Here is a 20,815-nt window from a genome sequence, read left to right as displayed (position 1 = left end):
TTAATGAAGCTGATTTAGTGTATCTTTGCTTTCCTTCAATTTTTTCTGCAGCTCAAGGATTGGCTCACTGCTTCCTCGTAATTGAATCGCATTCATGCAGCTTCTCTCTGCTCTTTCAATTTTTTCAAGTGCCTCTGAAATCTTTTCCTCATCAGGATTTGTTTGGACCTGTCCTACCGCTTCTGCTGCGTGGTCCACTGAATGATGGAGCTGCAAAATCATCTGATCTTCCTTCCAGCTCACGTCTGAGTGCTTTTCCATTGTCTATCCCTCCACTGCATTTTCCTGTTATATTACTATGGCTTTTACAACAAAAATTTATGCACCCGATTCAGTTGAAAAACCGCTAATAAAATTGTGAATTCTACTCATACTACGATTGTACCTTAATGATCTGAAGGGGGTTTTTTTATGAGCCGTTCTAATCACCAAACACCATCGAAAAATAAAAAATCTCTTCCACAAACGCCAAAAGGAATGAAAATTGATCCTAAAAATGTAAGCGAGGAATTTGCTCGCGAACTGGCTGCACACGGTGATACCATTTCCAAGCGTGAGATCAATAAGGTCAAAATGAATAAAAATAAACAGCAGTAAAGAAATCAGCCTCTGTTTACAGGGGCTGGTTTTTTAATTGCCCGGTATGTAAAAAAGTATGAAATCGTTATAAAAAAGCGGTGTCATTTTAAAAGAATAAGGAACAGCCTACTGAACAAGGCGAATTATTTTAATAAAATGTTGGATTGCGTTACAGTGTGAATTGAAAACATACATTAACTGGAGGGATAAGACAATGCAAAAGAAAATTCATTTAATTAACCGTCCAAAAGGAACGCCTTCTCACGATGACTTTAAAGTGGTGGAAGCACCAATTGGTTCTCCTGATCAAGGCGAAGTGTTGATCCGAACAAAATACATTTCCGTAGATCCCTATTTGCGCGGACGAATGAGCGAAGCAAAATCGTACGTTGAGCCTTTTAAGCTGGATGAGGTTATTTCAAGTGCTGTTATTGGACAGGTAGAGGAGTCCAAATCAGACCGTTTTTCAAAAGGCGATGTAGTACTTGGAGCTCTTGGCTGGCAGGAGTATTCGGTTGTTAAGGAAGACGAGATCCGGAAAGTGGATCATCATCAGGCGCCAGCCTCAGCATACTTAAGCATTCTTGGCATGACTGGCTTGACTGCCTATTTCGGATTGCTTGAAATCGGTAAACCTCAAGAAGGAGAGACTGTTGTGGTATCCGGAGCTGCCGGTGCAGTTGGTTCAGCTGTCGGACAAATTGCGAAAATAAAAGGAGCCCGTGTGGTAGGGATTGCAGGTTCTGATGAAAAAATCAGCTACTTAAAAGAAGAACTTGGCTTTGATGCTGCTATTAATTACAAAACACAAGATGTTTCACAAGCGCTCCAGGAAGCCTGCCCAAATGGCATTGATGTATATTTTGAAAATGTTGGCGGAGAAATTGGAGATGCGGTCTTCCCGCTTCTAAATCAATTTGCCCGCATTCCTGTTTGCGGAGCGATCTCTTCCTACAACAATGTAGAACAAGATTTAGGACCTCGTGTTCAAGGATACTTAATTAAGACAAGCGCTCTTATGCAGGGCTTTATCGTCGGCAACTACTCTTCACGCTTTGGAGAAGGGGCGAAAGAACTTGCCGGATGGCTCAATGAAGGCAAGCTTAAGTACGAAGAAACGGTTACGGAAGGTTTTGACCATACTATCGATGCTTTTCTGGACTTATTCGAAGGTGCAAACCTCGGAAAAGCAATTGTTAAAGTAGGCGAAATTCAAGAATAAGAAAAGACATTCCCTCCTGCCAGCTGATGCGGCAGGGGGTTTTTTTTGCGCTCCCATCGTTTCGTGTTCGTACAAGCACATTCAGCTTTCTTTTGAATAACATGTGGAAAGAGATAGGTGTTTACCCGGATTGATTACACCTGTGCAACGTCAAACAAGAAAGAAAGTGGTGAAGTAGATGTCGATGCCGAACATCCCAAATATAACCCCTCAAATTTCACTGAATCGCTGTGATACGATCAATTTGCTGTTATCATCGATTGCTCTTGAAGAAATTGGGCTATCTCATATTTTGAATGCAGAAGCAGAAAAGCTGCAGCACTTCCTAAAATTATGTCCAAAGCATCCAAATGACTATTTAGAAATGAACAAAAGCGTCAACAAGATGCTGCGAACGGTCGTTAAATCACAGATTTTACTTGAGCTGAAGCTGGAAGATGTCCTCGAACTGGATCACAAAGAGGATTGTTCTAAGAAGAACTGTAAAGATTCATCTAAACATGGCTGCCGTGATGATTATAAGAAGCCCCTGGCATCCAAAGATTGCAAGTACTGCGGCAAAGAACATTGCGATGAAAAATGCATAAAAACCTGTAAAGACTGCGGAAAAAAAGATTGCCTGGGCTGCGGGAAAAAGCCGCGCTACCTGAACTAACCCTTTATTAAGGAGGCGTTTTTTAAACGGAGGTGGCTTTACGATGAGCCTAAACGCGTTGAGAGAGACAAATAACAGGGAGCCTGATCTATTTATTGAAATGTTCATTGTATTTTTAACTAAAGCAGTTGATCTGCTATTGACTGACCAGATCTTCTCACAAAAGAAAACGTTTGTTGAGCAGAACCTGATCACCTCTCTCTCCCTTTTATCAAATCTTCACGAATCAATTGTATCGAGAAAGCTTAGATATGAAATAGATGATTCTTACACACTTCCATTTGATGAAAAACAGCAGCTGAAAATCCGGCTGCTTATTTATGAACTAAAAAGCCGGATCTATCACTCGGGAGACCTGTCCAAAACGGTGCAAGCGCAATGCAGCCGGCTGATTGATCAATTATTAGCTTACTATCCGCCTCGTCCTAATGTCCGCATCATTATTGAATGCTCCAAAAAAGTTTCTCCGTGGCTTGCAAGCACCTGAACGAACGACTAAACCAAAAGGAGTGTGGAAATGAACAACAGCGGACACCCTTCTGTTACGTTATGTATGATTGTTAAAGACGAAGCAAGCCGGATTGAAAAGTGCTTGAAGAGTGCCTCTGGTCTTGCCGAGGAAATCGTGATTGTTGATACCGGGTCAACAGATGAAACCATCCCTATTTGCAAGTCATTCGGTGCACAAATTCACTCCTTTGAATGGACACAGGATTTTGCAGCTGCCCGCAACTATGGGTTATCGCATTGCACAGGTGATTGGATTTTATGGCTGGATGGTGATGAAGAATTAGATTCCTTTGATAAAGAACAGCTTTTACAGCACTTACAAACGACTCAAGCCTCTGTTCTTTCATTACCTGTCTACAACTACGCAGGCCTGTCCCATTCAATTGATATCGACAATGTGCATATCTACTATCAGCCGCGCTTATTCAAAAATCATGCCGGCATTGTCTTTAAAAATCGTATTCATGAAACCCTTCTGCTCCCTCCCCCATTAGCAGCATCAGAACCGGAGCCCTACCCATTGACTGTTCACCACTACGGGTATTTGGAGGATGTCGTTCACCGGAAAAATAAAGGCGCAAGGAACCTATTGCATTTGCAGCGTGAAATCGCTGATCCTGATCACAGCCCCTGGATGGAGTACCATCTGGCAAGCGAATATTACAGACAGGAAAATTACCCCGAAGCCTTTCAATGTGTGAATTTATCGATCATTCTTTTTCTGAAACATATGCGAAAACCGCCTTCTTTGCTTTATAAATTAAAATACGCCATTCTTATCGAAACAGGCAGCTATGAAGGTGCAGTGAAGGGTATTGAAAAAGCGATTGAACTTTACTCTGATTATGTAGACCTCCACTTTTATAAAGGAATGGCTTTTTATCATTTGCAGCGGTACAAAGAAGCGCTCTCCTCTTTTGAAGACTGCTTGAAAATCGGGGATGATCATCCTCATCATTTAGTTTCAAAAGGAGCAGGGAGTAAGAAAGCTCAAAGCTGGATTGAAAAATGTCTGGAGAAATCCGGGGAGCTTTAATAGACCATAAAACAAAATTTTCATTTATGTAGAAGGGAAGTTTTGCTGTGTCTCAACCAAATATTCCAAATATAACACCTTCGATTACCATTGATCGGGATGACGTAATTAACCTGCTCTTAGCCTCAATTGGAATGGAAGAATTGAGTCTCGCCCACATCGTCAACGCCGAAGCAGAAAAAATTCAGTACGTACTCGGGACTCTGACTAAACGTTCACACGAGCCTACCTTATGGGAACTGCTCAAGGTGAACGATAGTGTTCAGGAAATGCTTGAAGTTGTCATAAAAAAAGAATTGCTGCTCGATACGAAATTAAGTCATGTATTGAAAGTGATCGATGCACAGGATGATAAGAGGTATCGTAAGCTGGACGAATAAATACCCGTTCATTTCCGCTCCAGGCGGAGGCTTTCCGCGTGGCGGGAGGCGAGTCCCGTTGATGCTGCCGCATCTTCCGGTTTTCACCCTTCCCGCTTCATCACGCTGGAGTTCACACCTTTCGCTCCAATGAACCTATTCTTCTTAAACTAGGCAGCTGGTACAAATTTTAAAACGGTTAATATCTTTTAGCTCCACCTTTACACTTACAAAATACAAATAAAAACCGGTTCATTTCCCTCTCCAGGCGGAGGCTTTCCGCGTGGTAGGAGGTGAGCCCCGTTGATGCTGCCGCATCTTCCCGGTCTCACCCTTCCCGCTTCATCACGCTGGAGTCCCCGCCTTTTGCTGCAATGAACCTATTCTTTTTAACTAGACAGCAGGTACATAAATCGAGCTGCACCTTTACACTTCCTTATAACGAAAGGAGCTCATCCTTGTTCAATTGTTTTGACGCTCTGAATTAAGTTTCTTTCAAGACATAATAAGCCGCTGTTCATTCCGTGTAAATGGAATGAACAGCGGCTTTGAGTGCACATGAAACGCACGTTCTGATCTTTATAAATCCTTCAGTCTTGTCTAATAAGCAACTTAATAGGGATCTGCTTTATGCCCTTTACGCTGAGCACTGTACATCGCTTTTTCACTGTCTGTGGTTCCGATTTGCTCACTGTTTTCCATGTCTTTCATTTGAGCCAGAACTTCTTCAAGCTTTTGAGCTACGCGTCTTCCGTATTCTTCATCGGCCTTGGTGAAATGATTAATCATCGTTTCCTGAATCGTTTTATGACTGACTGCCAGAGCATCAGCCAAATTGCTTACGAGTTCTTCTTTCTCCCACTCTTCAAAATTCCGATAAGTTTCACCCGCCTGCCCAAAATTATTTGGGCGGTCGATGCCTTCTCTAACCAGACGGTCGTTGTAAGAAGGCTGGTGCTCTTTTCCTTCCTGCCTGGATTCCTTCAGGCCATCCAGTACAGAAGGCTCATAATTCACATGCGGATTTTTACCTGGAGCAGAGTCCACATAATACGCACTTTGACCATCACGCTGATTTGTCGCTACACGCTTTTTAGGTGCATTGATCGGGAGCTGCAAATAGTTTGCTCCGACCCGGTAACGCTGCGTATCTGAGTAGGAAAACGTACGGCCCTGCAGCATTTTATCATCTGAAAAATCAAGCCCATCTACCAATACGCCTGTCCCAAATGAAGCCTGTTCCACTTCCGCGAAGAAGTTTTCAGGGTTTTTATTCAGTACCATTTTTCCTACAGGCAGGAATGGAAATTGATCAGTCGGCCACAGTTTAGTATCATCAAGCGGATCAAAATCGAGCTCCGGATGCTCATCGTCACTCATGATCTGCACGCAAAGCTCCCATTCCGGATAGTCTCCTCTTTCGATCGCCTCATACAAATCCTGAGTCGCATGACTTGTATTTTTTCCTTGAATTTCATCCGCCTCTTTTTGAGTCAGATTCCGGATCCCCTGACTCAGCGGCTCCCAGTGGTATTTAACAAGAACGGCTTTCCCTTCTGCATTCACCCACTTATACGTATTTACGCCAGATCCCTGCATTTGCCGGTAGTTAGCGGGAATCCCCCATGGTGAAAAGAGGAAGGTAATCATATGAGTGGCTTCAGGTGACTGCGAAACAAAATCAAACATTCTTTCAGGATTTTGAATATTCGTGACAGGATCCGGTTTAAACGCGTGGATCATATCCGGAAACTTAATTGGATCGCGTACAAAAAAGATTTTTAAATTATTTCCTACTAAATCCCAGTTTCCGTCCTCTGTATAAAATTTAACGGCGAATCCTCTTGGATCTCTGGCTGTTTCAGGAGATTCCTTTGCTCCTGCAACCGTTGAAAAGCGGACGAATACAGGCGTCTGTTTGCCAGCGCCCTGAAAAACCTTGGCTCGCGTGTATGTAGATACATCTTCTTCTCCGGCTTTGCCATACGTTTCAAAATAGCCATGAGCACCTGCGCCTCGGGCATGAACAACACGTTCAGGGATTCTTTCACGATCGAAATGAGAGATCTTTTCAAGAAAATCGTAATTCTCCAGTGTCGTTGGTCCTCTGTTTCCAACTGTTCTGACATTTTGATTATCCGTAACAGGGTGTCCCTGGCGATTGGTCAGAGATTCTTCATTTTCCCCTGTTCCCATTCGCTTATCGTGTGAATTACCTTCCCCTTCAACAGAAGTACCTGTGAATTCATCCTTTTTCTTGTCCAAGAACAATTCCTCCTTGTACCTAATTTTGGAATACAATGTACTTGTACCCACTAATTGAGTGAATAAACTGCAAATTATAACAATTTTAATTTGATACTTAGATTACCTTGTAACCGCTCTTTTAAATAGAACTAATTAGTAAAAGTGACATCCGGAAACACCCGTTCCACTGTCCCGTTAAATTCATTAACCAGTCCCTCAACCGGCTCGCCGTCTTTCACCCGCTCGCCAAATTGCGCCAGCCTGTCTCGAAAGTCCGGGTCAGCGGAAATGTATACATGGTCAATTCCCTCAAGACCCGAAGACTTGATTTCACTGGTTACGTTGGATTTCACTTCTTCAGGCACCTCTTCAGTAGTCGAATCCTCCAAATCAATCGCAACAAAGGCATTGTGGTTAGAAACAAATACCCGGGCGTCCTCCACACCTTCTATTTGAGCTATGCCGGCAGCGGCTTCTTCTGACACTTCCAGTCTTCCATCTGATGCCCCTGCTTCTTTAAGATCTTCATTATTTACTAAATCAGCCACTTCCGGATTATCGTTTTGATCCACTGCTTCATCAATTTGACTTGTATTGCATCCAATCAGCAATAAAACGGCTAAGGCTATCTGGCCGGAAATAATTAGAGTATTTTTCAATGGGTAAACCTCCAGTCTTTTACTTTAACGTAACCAATAAAACCGTAATTATGTATAGCGTTATTCAACTCTGCGGCTGCCTTTCAATGTATAGAATGAGCCTGCTTGTCCATTTTCACCTGCCTGAAAAATATGCTGGATGAAGAAAACTCGAGGTGAACTCATAAAATGCGGTTTTAACCCTCTTATCTCAATCTCTTTCAATTGTAAAATGCATAATTCTAAATCTATTATTAAACAATTCAATTAATAATATTTATACTTTCTATTGAATTTTTATTATTCAATAGTGTATAGTCTTATTCAGATATGAATAAAGGGGTTGGAATATGAATCCACTATTGCTGCTCTCTAATCAAAACGAGGAAATTATGAAAAAGCACGATGAGGACATCATTATTACCACTGCTGAAGGAAAAATTATTAAAGTAACGCCTAAAAGTGGTGAACATTATGGGCTTTCCCCTTCTGATTTGCTCGGCAGATCGGTACTGGAGCTAGAACGTCAGGGGATTTTTTCTCCCGCGATTACGCCGCAGGTAGTTGAAAAGAAAAAGAAAGTCATCATGGTCCAAAAAACGCCTTCCGGTCAAAAGGTTTTAATTACCGGTATTCCCTTATTGAACGATGAATTTGAAGTAGAACATGTGATCAGCTACTCCTATGAGCTTTCTGAACTTATGATCATGAAGGAGTATCTTGATGAACTTGAATCCCAAATCAGTCTTGCAAAAGAAGAACTTGCTTACTTTCGGAATAGGCAGATGAAAATTAAAGATTTTATTTCTGAAAGTCCTTCTACGAGACAAGCTCTAAAGACCGTTTATAAAATGAAGCAATTTGATACACCGGTAGTTATTTACGGGGAACATGGAACCGGAAAAAGCATACTCGCCAAAACGATACATAATGAAAGTGAGAGAAAAGATCAGCCTTTCATTGAGGTGGACTGCCCTTCGATTCCTGATGCAGTTTTTGAGGATGTTTTATCAGGTACAGAACAGTCACAAGGTTATTTGAAGCTTTCAAGCGGAGGAACACTTTTCCTAAAAGAAGTTGATCAGTTATCGAGATCATCTCAATCGATTTTGTTCAAGCTGCTGCAGCATCATGAAGATTCCCGAGTAATTGCAACAAGTGTGCATTCCTTAAAAGAGGCAATGCAAAACGGAAATTTCAGAGAAGATCTTTTTTATCGTCTTCACCTTGTTTCCATTGAGCTAAAGCCGCTGAGAGAACGCCCCGAGGATTTATCAAAAGCTATAACCGTTTATCTTAACAAGTTAAAACGGACCTACAGCCGAAATAAAAATATTGACGACACACTCTTTCTTCATCTTTTGCAACTGCCCTGGAATGGGAATTTCAGAGAGCTGAAAAACGTAGTAGAAAGAAGTTTCATAGAAAGTGAAAGGGATACCATCGGAATTCACGACCTTCCTCCCGACTATCAGCCCACAAAGGAAGAACAAATGGAGATTGATCTGGACGGAAAAACACTTCCTCATATTTTAGAATTTGTTGAAAAAAAAGTGATCACAAATGCTAAAAACCGTTACAGAACGACAACTGAAATGGCAGCAGTTCTTGGCATCAGCCAGCCTTCTGTTGTACGCAAGTTAAAAAAATATTCCACTACACCTTTAGGAGATGACACCTTATGACGCAAAAACAAACACCCGATTGGCAGGAGCTTGCGGGCTCTATTGGAAATCTATTAGCACCCAGCATGGCAAAGGATCACCCAAATCTGCCAGTAGTGAAAGCAGAGGGCTGCTATTACTACGGAGCTGACGGAAAAAAATACCTCGACTTCACGTCAGGCATTGCCGTAGAAAATGTTGGACACCGCCACCCTAAAGTGGTTCAGGCGATTAAAGACAGTGCCGATCATTTACTGCACGGACCCTCCGGCGTGATTATCTATGAATCAATTTTAAAGCTGGCGTATGAATTACAGCAGATTCTCCCGCCCAAACTCGATAATTTCTTCTTTGCCAACAGCGGCACTGAAGCCATTGAAGGCGGCATAAAGCTTGCCAAGTATGCGACCAAACGTCCTTACGTGGTTTCATTCACCGGCTGTTTTCATGGCAGATCAATAGGTGCATTGAGTGTTTCAACCTCTAAAAGCAAATACAGAAAATATATGCAGCCGTCCTGGCTTACGTATCAGCTGCCTTATGCACACCCGGAAGATTTGCCTGAAGGAGAGGATCCTGCTGACTACTTTCCGAAAAAACTCGAGCGTGACGTGGAGAAATTGTTTAATCATCAGGTGACTCCGGAAGAAGTGGCCTGCATCATTTTAGAGCCAGTGCTTGGTGAAGGCGGATATATTATCCCGCCAAAGGAGTGGCTTGCGAAGGTAAGGGAAATTTGTGACCGCCACGGGATCCTGCTGATTTTTGATGAAGTACAAACAGGATTCGGACGGACAGGCGACTGGTTTGCTGCGCAAACATTCGGCGTGACGCCTGATATTATGGCAATCGCAAAAGGCATCGCTGCCGGTCTGCCGCTCAGTGCGACTGTGGCTTCTAAAGAATTGATGGAGAAATGGCCGCTTGGCACACATGGCACGACCTTTGGAGGCAACCCAATGGCCTGCTCTGCTGCTCTAGCTTCTCTTGAAGTGCTTAAGGAAGAACAACTGCTGAAAAGAGCCCGTGACATGGGGGCATACGCGATGGATAAGCTTGATGGGCTTAAAGAAAAACACAGCTCAATTAAAACGATTCGAGGCGTCGGGTTAATGATCGGCATTGAATTACAGGACGTGCGCACCAGAAAACCTGATGGAAACGCAGTGATGAAGGTATTGGATGATTGTCTGGAGCGAGGCGTACTATTTTATCTTTGCGGCAATGCCGGCGAAGTGATTCGGATGATCCCGCCGCTCACGGTTACGAAGGAGCAAATTGATACAGGCATTCAAGTGCTGGATCAGGCACTTGATACACTGAAAAACGAAAAGGAGGAATAACTGATGTCCACTATACAAAAGGAAGACAGTTCCATTTCACCTTCAGCTGCGTGGAAATTTCTCATTCCTTCTTTAATCGGTGCACTGTTATTTTTAGTGCCTGTCCGTTATAACGGAGAAATTACGATCGGCGTCGGAATTCTTGCTTCATCTATTCAATCCGCTTTTGGAGACTGGATTCCTGCATTTATTTTAGTACTTCTTGGGTTATCAGCAGTGATCAGTCTCGCTGCTACAGCTGTAAAACCGGAATTTGTTCAAAAGTCTCTTTTCTTAAGCAGTTTATTTGTCACCAATATTTTCGGTCTCATTGTCCGCGTGATTGGATTTATCATTGGCTTGATGGCTTATTTTGAAATAGGTCCTCTTGCCATTTCTTCAAGAGATACGGGAGGCGTGGTTTTGTATGACCTGGCTCCTGTGCTGCTAACCTGGTTTTTATTTGCAGGCATTTTACTTCCCCTTTTAGTGGAATTCGGGTTAATGGAATTCATAGGAAGTCTGTTAAACAAAGTGATGCGTCCTGTTTTTACACTGCCGGGACGGTCGTCCATTGACTGCATGGCTTCATGGATGGGCGCGGCGCCTGTTGGTGTATTAGTTACGATGAAGCAGTATGATGAAGGCTATTATACAAAAAGAGAAGCAGCCGTTATCGCGACCACCTTCTCAGTTGCATCTGTTGCATTCAGTTTAGTTGTTGCAAACGTCATTGGCATCGGTGATTTATTCTTCCCTTTCTATGTGGCCGTTTCAGCTGCTTCAATTGTGGCTGCCATCATCATGCCAAGGATTCCCCCGCTTTCCCGAAAACCCGATACGTATTATGAACCGGTGGGAAAGAAAATTGACGATACAGTACCTGAAGGTGTTTCTCTTTTTTCATGGGGCTTTCAGGAAGCCAAAAAGAAAGCGAGCCGGGTGGAAGGTCCCAAACAGCTTGCAGCTAAAGGAATTCATACCGTACTAGATATCTGGCTTGGATTAATTCCGCTCGTCATGACATTAGGTACACTTGCATTAATCATCGCAACCTATACGCCTTTATTTGAACTTATATCTTATCCATTAATTCCTGTATTGACCCTTTTCGGCCTGCCTGAAGCATCCGCTGCTGCACCGACGATACTAGTTGGTTTTGCAGATATGTTTCTCCCGGCAGTTTTAGGCAGCGGTATTGAAAGCGAACTGACAAGATTTGTGATTGCAGGAATCTCGTTAACCCAGCTCATCTATATGTCTGAGATAGGTATTTTAATCCTACGCTCAAATATTCCTGTGAAATTTTATGAGCTTGTTCTCATTTTCACTTTGCGCACCATCATTACAATGCCCATTATTGTACTTTTTGCCCATCTGTTTGTATAAAAAAGGTTCAGCCTAAAAAACCTCCTCCTTCTATTACAAGGGGGAGGTTTTTTATATGCTGTCCTTTACGCATGGGCTTCTTTCATCCTGCGTTTTTGCACCTTTTTCTTTGCTGCCGGAATCGCCCAGTGGTCAAGACCAAATCGCTGTGCACTATATCCTGCAAGAAGCAATATCACTGCTGCTGTCAGTAAAACCGGGTTGGTGCTGATGGTGCCTGCAAGCAGAAAATTCACATTCATGAAAGCACCTGCCGCAAGAGCCGGAACGGTTAGTAAACCAGCAATTAAACCTAACCCGACAAACAATTCTCCCCATGGAATTAAGATGTTAAAGATCGCTACATTTGGAAGCGCAACATGTTCAAGAAATGCGGCGTACCAGCCAGCTACAATAGGTGCTTCTCCTCCAGCTTTTGCGATTGCTCCCTGTAAATACCCATTGGCATCAAACCCGCCTGTTACTTTCCCCCAACCTGCTTCAAGCCATTGAATCCCCAACCATACCCGAAGAACTGTCCACAAAAAGGCTGCTGCTTTTCCATTCCACCATTTTTCTTTCATGGTACTCTCTCCTTTATCATGTGAAATTTTTCACATATATGGTGCAGGTTTGTTTATGTGAAACGCTTCACAAGTATTTGTTACTTTTATTTTATTCTCAACTGTCAGAAAATACAACTCAATTGTGAAATGTTTCACAAATTAGAAACAACTTCTCTTTCCTAAAAGAACGCTGAGAAGAATCTTCTCAGCGCATGTTCATACTCGCTATTCGTAGCTCTTCCATACTTCCGGAAGCAGACCGCTGATTTCGTGAGCCAGTAATGTATGAGCAGAACGTGTCAGTGTCCATTTCTTGGCACAGGCGCCATGAAGATGAACCGCGTTTAACACTGCATGCCGCCAATTCTCATGACAGCAAAGCATTCCAAGCATAATCCCAGTCAGTGTATCGCCAGTTCCCCCTTTTGCAAGAGCACCGTCTCCTGTAGGGTTAATCCAGGTTTCTCCGTCTGGAAAAGCAATGACTGTTTCATTTCCTTTCAGAACAATTGTAACGTCCCACTTTGCTGCCCATTCTGAAGCAGTCTTAGCCCGGTTATCCTGAATTTCTTTTATCTCTAATCCTGTTATCCTTGAGAATTCGCCGGGGTGAGGGGTCAAAATTGTAGGAGCGTCACGCTTTTCATAGGACCGCTGGGACAAAGCGCCGGCATCGAGCACCACCGGACAGGAAGTCTTCAGAAGCATTTGAACCGCTTTTTCTACAGCATCATCGGGTTCAAGCCCCGGCCCTGCTGCAATTGCTTTATATTCCTGAAGTTCTGCTGAACCATTTCCCACTTTATTCAGTCCATCAGATAAATACGTCGCTTCCGGGATCGTGGAAACGGCATGAGCCACCACTTCCTTTTCCGTTCCAATAACGAGCTTTCCAATTCCACTCCTCAGCGCACCTATCCCGGAAAGCAATGCGGCTCCTGGCATATCATTGCTTCCGGCGAGCAAAAGACCGGTGCCGTAGGTTCCTTTATGTCCCGAATTTTTTCTGACAGGCAAGGTGATTTTTGCTTTTTCCTTTGTCCACACTCTCGGCTCATTTTGTTCAGTCATTTCTGCCACCTCCATATTATCCTTTCTTTTCCTTCTTTTTAAATTGGATAAACAAGATAGAAATGGTTTACAGGCTTATGTACTCTGCAACTCCAATTGCACCGGACAGTGATCACTACCAAGAACGTAAGGGTGAATAGCTGCATCCATCAGTTTAGGTTCAAGCTTTTGAGAAACGATAAAATAGTCGATTCTCCATCCAATATTCCGTTCTCTTACCTTGCTCATATATGACCACCAGCTGTACGCCCCTTCAAGCTCGGGATAAAAATAGCGAAAAGAATCGATAAAGCCTTCATTAAGAAGCTTCGTCATTTTCCCTCTTTCTTCTATTGTAAATCCGGAGTTCCCCCGATTTGGCTTTGCATTTTTCAAATCGATTTCCTGATGGGCCACATTAAGATCTCCACACAAAATAACGGGCTTCACCTGTTCCAGCTCTAAAATGTATAGTCTCATTCGCTCTTCCCACTCCAAGCGGTAAGGAAGTCTTGTTAGATCTCTTTTGGAATTTGGTGTGTAAACATTAATTAAATGAAACTCCTCAAATTCCAATGTAAGAATCCTGCCTTCTTCTTCCCGTTCTTCTCCAAGTCCGTATTGAACGGATAATGGCTCTTTTTTCGTAAATACCGCTGTTCCCGAATACCCTTTTTTTACGGCATAGTTCCAGTATTGCCAGTATCCCTCAAGCGGCAGTTCAATCTGACCCTGCTGAACCTTTGTTTCCTGCAGACAAAAAATATCTGCATCCACCTGTTGAAAATAATCCAGAAAACCCTTTTTCACGCAAGCTCTGATGCCATTTACATTCCACGAAATAAGTTTCATTCCTATGACCCCTGTTCTTTGAATCTAGTTGATTTAAATTTTATACCCATGTTTAGTCAACTATATAAAGCCATTTTACCCTTATTAACCCGAGCACAAAAGTCAAAATGCTTTCCATCTCCTTCTGCATTCATTAAACTAGTAAATTAAGGAATGAATGCGGTTTCAATTAATTTTTTAATCTTCATTTCTTAATCCCTACTAAAAGGAGTTTTACCTATGGCATACACGTCCTCTAAAGATCGGTATAGTGAAATGAAATACAATCGGTGCGGAAATTCCGGCTTGCTTCTCCCGGCTATTTCACTTGGATTATGGCACAATTTTGGCGGAGTTGATTCTTTTGAAAATGGAAGGGCAATGCTGCGAAGAGCGTTTGATTTAGGGGTTACTCATTTTGATCTCGCGAATAACTATGGCCCCCCTCCCGGATCGGCTGAGGAAATGTTCGGCTCTTTATTAAAAACAGATTTCTCAACGTATCGCGACGAATTAGTCATTTCTTCCAAAGCAGGCTATCACATGTGGGATGGGCCTTACGGGGAATGGGGATCCAAAAAATATCTTATATCAAGTCTTGATCAGAGCTTAAAAAGAATGGGGCTTGATTATGTTGATATTTTCTATTCCCACCGCCCTGATCCACATACACCAATGGAAGAAACAATGGGTGCACTCGATCAGATTGTCCGGCAAGGTAAGGCATTATATGTAGGAATTTCAAGCTATGACGCGGATCAGACAAAGCAAGCTATTTCCATATTAAATGATCTTGGAACGCCTCTTCTCATCCATCAGCCGAAATACTCTATGCTGAATCGTTCCATTGAGGACGGTGTACAGGATGTGCTTCAGGAAAATGGGGTCGGCTCGATCGCCTTCTGTCCATTGCAGCAGGGACTTTTAACCAACAAGTATTTAAATGGGGTTCCTTCAGAGTCGCGTGCTGCCAAGTCAACAGGTGCACTCGGAGAAAATGAAGTAACCGATGAGGTGATCAGCAAAGTGCAGGAACTCAATACACTGGCTGAAAACCGCGGACAAAGTCTGGCTCAAATGGCGCTTGCGTGGGTTCTCAGAGAAGGAAGAGTAACCTCTGCCTTAATTGGAGCAAGCAAGGTCAGTCAAATAGAAGAAAACGTTAAAACACTTGAAAACCTTGAATTTTCATCAGACCAATTATCTGCTATTGAACGAATTTTGACTCATTAGACATCAAAAAGTCCGGCTCTTAAAAAGAGGCGGACTTTTCTTATGATGACAATATTCAAACTCATGAAGTGGTCTCTGCATTCGTTTCTTTTTTTATCCCTAATTTTTTTTCAAGCAGCTCTTTGTTGAGAAGAACCCGTTCATCATTGGGACGATATTTTCGTGCCAGTTCATTATGTTTATAGGATTTTTCAAAATCAGGCAGATTATAATAACACACACATAACTGCAGATGCGGGTACCAGGTTGAATAAGCAGGATAGCTGAAGCTCCACCTGTTCGGGTCGTTTTCAATTGTAGTCGCTAATTCATACCAGTAAATAGCTGCCTTGTACTCCTTTTTTCGTTGAAAGTTATACCCTACCCTGCTGCACATCTCAGGTCTTGGCGTCTTAGAAAACCGCAGCGATTCAAACAAAGATGCCAGCTCTTTATCTGTATCTCCTTCAAACCGGTAGCAGTCCGCTCTGTTAATACACGCGTATACTTTATCTTCAACCCAGCCCTCTTTTAATTCTATATTTTTTGAATAACTTTCAATTGCTTTTTGATGATGGCCATTCTCTCTCAATTCATTTCCATAATAAAAATAATCACGCGGACTGAACACGTCCCCATTTTCGATTTTCGTATCGTAAATCGATAAATTCCTGCCTACTGAATGGCGGATTTTCTTATGTGTGATCGCTATATCGGAATTTATAATATGACCGAATACATTCAAATAATTATGGCAGTCGCCTTCCCACTTATAATTCCTGCTCGTTTTAACAAGACGATTGCGGCGATATTGAAGCGTAACATTTCCAAATTCATCTGTGCCGGCATTATAAAACATGGACACAGAATCAACCGCCGGATCCAGTGTTTCCTTCAACTTTTTAAACTTTTCCCGGTCTTCCTCCAGTAACACATCATCTGCATCCAGGTAAAAAGTATACTCTTTGGTCGCGTACTTAAAGGATTCATTCCTGGCATCTGTAAATCTTCCGGTCCACTCAAAGAAAAATACCCGGTCCGTAAATTCTTTTGCGATCTCAACCGTCCGATCCGTCGATCCCGTATCTACTATAATAATCTCATCCACAAGATCCTTTACTGACTCTAAGCAGCGGCCTAATACTTCTTCCTCATTCTTGACCATCATACACAGGCTGATTGTGGGCATGCAATCTCTCCTTTTTTCAATGAAATCAATAAATTGACTATTCTACACGCTATTTACATGTCTATGAGAGATAAACGATGGCTAGACCTTGGTAGTTAAGGAATTTATCTAATGAGGTTCGGTATTTATATTTTGTTTTGTGCACGCTTACAGACTAAGCAAAAACAATGCAACGATCTAAATTGCCGACTACTAAAAAAACTCCCAATTTAATGGGAGTTATTTTTTTCAGATGAATTTTTTTACCATTCTTCCGTTACCCTAAATACCGCAGAAATTGTAGGGGTGCCGGTAAAGGATCCTACCACTAAAGAGACAATTTGATCGTCAGGTAATTCAAAATCCAGGAGGTTAGCGGTAGCAAGCTCTCTGCCCACGTTAGAATTCCCACTAGCTCCCACTCCCTGAAATACAACTTCTCCCCCAGTAATAGTAGTAGCGGTGTTATTAACAAGTAAGGCTGTTTCATCATCTGGAATCGCTGTTGTTGCAGTTGGGAAATTTGTAAATGCTGTGTTTAATGTACCTCCAACTTTTACTTGAAAAAAGATATCCTGATTTGTAATGATATCGATCCCTTCAAGTGTGACACTGACAGAATTTGATCTGCCTGAACCGGCTGGAAATACTGCCTTTCTTTGAAAAGAAATCACAGGGACACCCGTCGTGTTAACAGCAACCTGCCTTCGTTCTGAAGTAATCCTAAATTCAGGATCAAATTTTCCTAGTATACTGTATTGCCGGCCGCCTACAAAAATACTTTTCGCTTCTGCTGCACCCCCGTTTACAATTTGTGCACGGAGAGGCAGGTTTGGATCCTCAAAACTCGTTTGATTTGCCGGTCTAAAGCGATGAACCGTCACCACTTCTTGGGCAAGGGTTGCTGGGTTTTGTACAACAATATTAAATTCAACCACACCATATCCATACCAAGTAAAGTTGATCTGAAATATATTACCAAGTGATAGATCTAAGGTTATTCCACTAGGACCAGTACCGTTCAGCTCGTCAACATTCCAGGAGGTTTGGGGGATAATTGTATCGGATCCAGCTCTCCTAATGGCGACAAAGATTCCATCAGCTACACTTTGGCCATAGTAAGCACCGTTTTGATCATCGAATAACCCCCACCCGAATACCTGTGTAGCAGCAGGGGGATCAGGAATTCTGACTCCTATCCCTGCCTGACCTGCATAGCCTGGCATGTAACGGCCTCTTTCAGCACTGTCCAATGTTGCAGAATCTGTAGCACCAGCTGTAACACTTAATTGATATTCAACCGATGTGTTCGTTACTGTGCCGCTTCCAGTTGTCTCCACAATATCTCTTAATTCAGACAATCCGTAAACCGATTTTAATTCCACAATGGGTGTTCGTTGTGAAACATTTAGTTCGTCAAATTGTGAACTGACGCTCGGACCTACATTTTCAATTATTGTCATTTTTTCACTCCTTCCTTTTAAACAGGCATGACCCGAAAAATCGGGATCACACCTGCTCTTTTACCACTCTTCTGTAACCCTCAACACTGCTGATACAGATGAAGTGCCACCGAAAGTTCCTATAACTAAACTCACAGGCTGCTCGTCAGGAAGTTCAAATGTCAGGAGAGAAGCTGTGGCTAAATCTCTTGCAGTACCTGGTGCACTTGCAGCAACTCCCTGATACACCACCTGACCTCCCGTAATCGTCGTAGCAGTGAAATTAACCAAAAGGGCCGTTTCATCATCTGGAATAGCGGTATTGGTTGTAGGGAAGTTAGTAAATGCACCATTTAATGTCCCATTCACAATAACCTGATAATAAATGTCTGCTGAAGTAATAATATCTAACCCCTCTAAAGTTACGCTGACTGAATTTGGTCTTCCAGAACCAGCAGGGAATTCAGGCTTTCTTTGGAAGGATATAACCGGTAACCCAACCGTTCCAACAGTGACTGAACGTCTATCCGAAGTAATCCTGAACTCTGGATTAAACTTTCCAAGTATGCTGTATTGTCTTCCGCCCACGAAGATACTGTTAGCAGAAGCGGTACCGTCGTTTTCGACTTGAGCTCGTAGCGGCAGGTTAGGATCAGTAAAACTTGTTTGGTTAGCAGGTCTGAAACGGTTAACTGTAACAACTTGCTGAGCCAACGTAATTGGGTTTTGCACCACAATGTTGAACTCAACTACCCCATATCCATACCAGGTAAATCTATTCTGAAAAATATTACCTAGTGATAAATCAAGGGTAATTCCACTCGGTCCAGTGCCATCAAGCGGATCAATATTCCACGAAGCTTGAGGAATGATCGTATCTACCCCCGCTCTTCTGATCGCTACAAATATGCCATCAGCTACACTTTGACCAAAATAAGCCCCATTTTCATCATCAAATAAGCCCCATCTAAATACTTGGTTTGCGCTAGGCGGAGCCGGAATTCTTACACCAACGCCAGATTCCCCAGCATATCCAGGCATATACCGTCCTCTTTCTACACTATCCAATGTTGCTGTATCCGTGGCTCCAGTTGTTACACTCACTTCATATTCTACCGTGGTGTTTGTAACCGTTCCTCCACCAGTAGTGGTGATAAGATCCCGCAAATCTGATATGCCATATACAGATTGCAGTTCAAGCACTGGAGTTCTTTCTGCAGTATTGAGTTCATCGAACTGCGAGCTTACACTCGGCCCCACATTTTCAATGGTAACTCCTACTGCAACTGGTCCGGTTGGTCCGGTTACTCCCGTTGGACCAGTGGCTCCTGTTGCTCCTGTTGCTCCTGTTGCTCCCGTTGCACCTGTTACTCCGGTTGCGCCAGTTACACCTGTTGCTCCGGTTACTCCAGTTACTCCTGTTGCTCCAGTGGCACCAGTTGCTCCGGTCACGCCGGTTACTCCAGTGGCTCCGGTTGCTCCTGTGACTCCTGTTGCTCCGGTTACTCCAGTGGCTCCTGTTGCTCCTGTGGCTCCTGTTACACCAGTGACTCCAGTGGCTCCGGTCACGCCGGTTGCTCCTGTTGCTCCTGTTGCTCCAGTGACTCCCGTTGCTCCGGTTACTCCAGTGGCTCCTGTTGCTCCTGTTGCTCCAGTTGCACCCGTTGCTCCTGTGGCTCCGGTTACTCCAGTGACTCCTGTTGCTCCGGTCACGCCGGTTACTCCAGTGGCTCCGGTTGCTCCTGTGACTCCTGTTGCTCCGGTTACTCCAGTGGCTCCGGTTGCTCCTGTGGCTCCTGTTACACCAGTGACTCCAGTGGCTCCGGTCACGCCGGTTGCTCCTGTGGCTCCAGTGACTCCCGTTGCTCCGGTTACTCCAGTGGCTCCTGTTGCTCCTGTTGCTCCAGTTGCACCCTTTGCTCCTGTGGCGCCTGTTACACCAGTGACTCCTGTTGCTCCGGTCACGCCGGTTGCTCCTGTGGCTCCGGTTACTCCAGTGGCTCCTGTTGCTCCTGTGACTCCCGTTGCTCCGGTTACTCCAGTGGCTCCTGTTGATCCTGTGACTCCGGTTGCGCCTGTTACACCAGTGGCTCCTGTTGCACCCGTTACTCCGGTTGCTCCAGTTACTCCAGTTGCTCCGGTTGCTCCAGTGGCTCCGGTCACGCCGGTTGCTCCTGTGGCTCCAGTGACTCCCGTTGCTCCGGTTGCTCCGGTTGCACCAGTTGCACCGGTTGCTCCAGTTGGGCCAGTCACACCTGTGGCTCCGGTTACTCCCGTTGCTCCGGTTGCACCAGTTGCACCGGTTGCTCCAGTTGGGCCAGTCACACCTGTGGCTCCGGTTACTCCCGTTGCTCCGGTTGCACCAGTTGCACCGGTTGCTCCAGTTGGGCCAGTCACACCTGTGGCTCCGGTTACTCCCGTTGCGCCGGTTGCTCCGGTTACTCCTGTTGCTCCAGTGGCTCCGGTTGCACCAGTTGCTCCGGTTGCTCCAGTTGGGCCAGTGACTCCTGTTGCTCCGGTTACTCCAGTGGCTCCTGTTGCTCCTGTGGCTCCTGTTGCTCCTGTGACTCCCGTTGCTCCGGTTGCGCCAGTTGCTCCGGTTGCTCCAGTTGGGCCAGTGACGCCTGTGGCTCCTGTTGCACCAGTTGCTCCTGTGGCTCCTGTTGGGCCGGTTGCTCCAGTGGCTCCTGTTACACCCGTTGCGCCTGTTGCGCCGGTTACTCCGGTCACGCCGGTTGCTCCTGTGGCTCCAGTGACTCCCGTTGCTCCGGTTACTCCAGTGGCTCCAGTTGCACCCGTTGCTCCTGTGGCTCCGGTTACTCCAGTGACTCCTGTTGCTCCGGTCACGCCGGTTGCTCCAGTTGCACCGGTTGCTCCGGTTGCACCAGTTGCACCGGTTGCTCCAGTTGGGCCAGTCACACCTGTGGCTCCGGTTACTCCCGTTGC

The 20,815-nt window shown here is 44.2% G+C and carries 18 protein-coding genes and 1 pseudogene; 10 read left to right on the top strand and 9 right to left on the bottom strand.

The genetic code is table 11. The features are described 5' to 3' along the window. Positions 1-261, bottom strand: a complete 261-nt coding sequence (locus tag P6709_RS15970) for a hypothetical protein (protein WP_278241940.1) — start codon at positions 259-261, stop codon at positions 1-3. 150 nt (positions 262-411) lie between these two features. Between P6709_RS15970 and P6709_RS15965 the strand changes: the two genes are divergently transcribed. The 6 genes from P6709_RS15965 (at position 412) to P6709_RS15940 (ending at position 4,382) form a co-directional block, all read left to right on the top strand. Beyond that, on the top strand, positions 412-597 hold the full coding sequence (locus P6709_RS15965) for a YfhD family protein (protein ID WP_278241939.1): 186 nt from the start codon (positions 412-414) through the stop codon (positions 595-597). A 196-nt stretch (positions 598-793) separates the two neighbouring features. Beyond that, on the top strand, positions 794-1,801 hold the full coding sequence (locus P6709_RS15960; RefSeq protein WP_278241938.1) for an NADP-dependent oxidoreductase: 1,008 nt from the start codon (positions 794-796) through the stop codon (positions 1,799-1,801). 178 nt (positions 1,802-1,979) lie between these two features. Continuing rightward, positions 1,980-2,456: a hypothetical protein gene (locus P6709_RS15955; protein ID WP_278241937.1), complete on the top strand. Its 477-nt coding sequence runs from the start codon at positions 1,980-1,982 to the stop codon at positions 2,454-2,456. 43 nt (positions 2,457-2,499) lie between these two features. Then, on the top strand, positions 2,500-2,943 hold the full coding sequence (locus P6709_RS15950; protein ID WP_278241936.1) for a hypothetical protein: 444 nt from the start codon (positions 2,500-2,502) through the stop codon (positions 2,941-2,943). Between the two features lie 30 nt (positions 2,944-2,973). Continuing rightward, positions 2,974-4,002 carry a TPR domain-containing glycosyltransferase gene (locus tag P6709_RS15945; RefSeq protein WP_278241935.1) on the top strand — a complete coding sequence of 343 codons (1,029 nt, stop codon included), beginning with the start codon at positions 2,974-2,976 and terminating at the stop codon, positions 4,000-4,002. A 47-nt stretch (positions 4,003-4,049) separates the two neighbouring features. Next, entirely contained in the window at positions 4,050-4,382 is a 333-nt protein-coding gene (locus P6709_RS15940; protein WP_278241934.1) for a hypothetical protein, read from the top strand. Between the two features lie 591 nt (positions 4,383-4,973). On the opposite strand, the gene P6709_RS15935 is transcribed toward P6709_RS15940, so the two are convergent. Both P6709_RS15935 and P6709_RS15930 read right to left on the bottom strand, forming a co-directional pair. After that, on the bottom strand, positions 4,974-6,557 hold the full coding sequence (locus P6709_RS15935; protein WP_278242041.1) for a catalase: 1,584 nt from the start codon (positions 6,555-6,557) through the stop codon (positions 4,974-4,976). A gap of 200 nt (positions 6,558-6,757) precedes the next feature. After that, positions 6,758-7,267 (bottom strand): YhcN/YlaJ family sporulation lipoprotein, encoded by a 510-nt coding sequence (locus tag P6709_RS15930; RefSeq protein WP_278241933.1) that lies wholly within the window; start codon positions 7,265-7,267, stop codon positions 6,758-6,760. Between the two features lie 329 nt (positions 7,268-7,596). Here P6709_RS15930 and P6709_RS15925 point away from each other — a divergent pair, with 329 nt between their 5' ends. Genes P6709_RS15925 through P6709_RS15915 form a run of 3 tightly spaced genes read left to right on the top strand, consistent with a single transcriptional unit; the run spans position 7,597 to position 11,621 of the window. Then, positions 7,597-8,931, top strand: a complete 1,335-nt coding sequence (locus P6709_RS15925) for a sigma 54-interacting transcriptional regulator (RefSeq protein ID WP_278241932.1) — start codon at positions 7,597-7,599, stop codon at positions 8,929-8,931. Next, entirely contained in the window at positions 8,928-10,253 is a 1,326-nt protein-coding gene (locus P6709_RS15920; protein WP_278241931.1) for an aspartate aminotransferase family protein, read from the top strand. Before P6709_RS15925 ends, P6709_RS15920 begins: the two co-directional genes overlap by 4 nt. Before the next feature lie 3 nt (positions 10,254-10,256). Beyond that, positions 10,257-11,621: a YjiH family protein gene (locus P6709_RS15915; protein WP_278241930.1), complete on the top strand. Its 1,365-nt coding sequence runs from the start codon at positions 10,257-10,259 to the stop codon at positions 11,619-11,621. 65 nt (positions 11,622-11,686) lie between these two features. Here the strand turns inward: P6709_RS15915 and P6709_RS15910 are convergent, their stop codons facing one another. From P6709_RS15910 to xth, 3 genes are all read right to left on the bottom strand, one after another. Further along, entirely contained in the window at positions 11,687-12,184 is a 498-nt protein-coding gene (locus P6709_RS15910) for a DoxX family protein (protein WP_278241929.1), read from the bottom strand. Positions 12,185-12,391: 207 nt separating this feature from the next. Further along, the gene (locus P6709_RS15905; protein ID WP_278241928.1) at positions 12,392-13,237 is read right to left on the bottom strand and encodes an NAD(P)H-hydrate dehydratase; all 846 of its coding nucleotides are present in this window, start codon (positions 13,235-13,237) and stop codon (positions 12,392-12,394) included. A 75-nt stretch (positions 13,238-13,312) separates the two neighbouring features. Then, complete coding sequence (gene xth, locus P6709_RS15900; protein ID WP_278241927.1) at positions 13,313-14,068, bottom strand: exodeoxyribonuclease III; 756 nt, start codon at positions 14,066-14,068, stop codon at positions 13,313-13,315. 219 nt (positions 14,069-14,287) lie between these two features. Here xth and mgrA point away from each other — a divergent pair, with 219 nt between their 5' ends. After that, a complete protein-coding gene (mgrA, locus tag P6709_RS15895) occupies positions 14,288-15,280 on the top strand; it encodes an L-glyceraldehyde 3-phosphate reductase (RefSeq protein WP_278241926.1) in 993 nt (330 codons plus the stop codon). A 61-nt stretch (positions 15,281-15,341) separates the two neighbouring features. On the opposite strand, the gene P6709_RS15890 is transcribed toward mgrA, so the two are convergent. The 3 genes and pseudogenes from P6709_RS15890 to P6709_RS15880 all read right to left on the bottom strand — a co-directional run. Next, complete coding sequence (locus P6709_RS15890) at positions 15,342-16,448, bottom strand: glycosyltransferase (protein WP_278241925.1); 1,107 nt, start codon at positions 16,446-16,448, stop codon at positions 15,342-15,344. A gap of 242 nt (positions 16,449-16,690) precedes the next feature. After that, positions 16,691-17,890: a hypothetical protein gene (locus P6709_RS15885; protein ID WP_278241924.1), complete on the bottom strand. Its 1,200-nt coding sequence runs from the start codon at positions 17,888-17,890 to the stop codon at positions 16,691-16,693. 60 nt (positions 17,891-17,950) lie between these two features. Continuing rightward, a pseudogene (locus tag P6709_RS15880) lies at positions 17,951-20,815 on the bottom strand (hypothetical protein); the annotation flags it as partial.

Source organism: Jeotgalibacillus sp. ET6 (assembly GCF_029667115.1).
Lineage (GTDB): Bacteria > Bacillota > Bacilli > Bacillales > Jeotgalibacillaceae > Jeotgalibacillus.
Note: the sequence above shows the minus strand (reverse complement) of the source record. Positions and strands in the feature narration are given on the sequence as shown.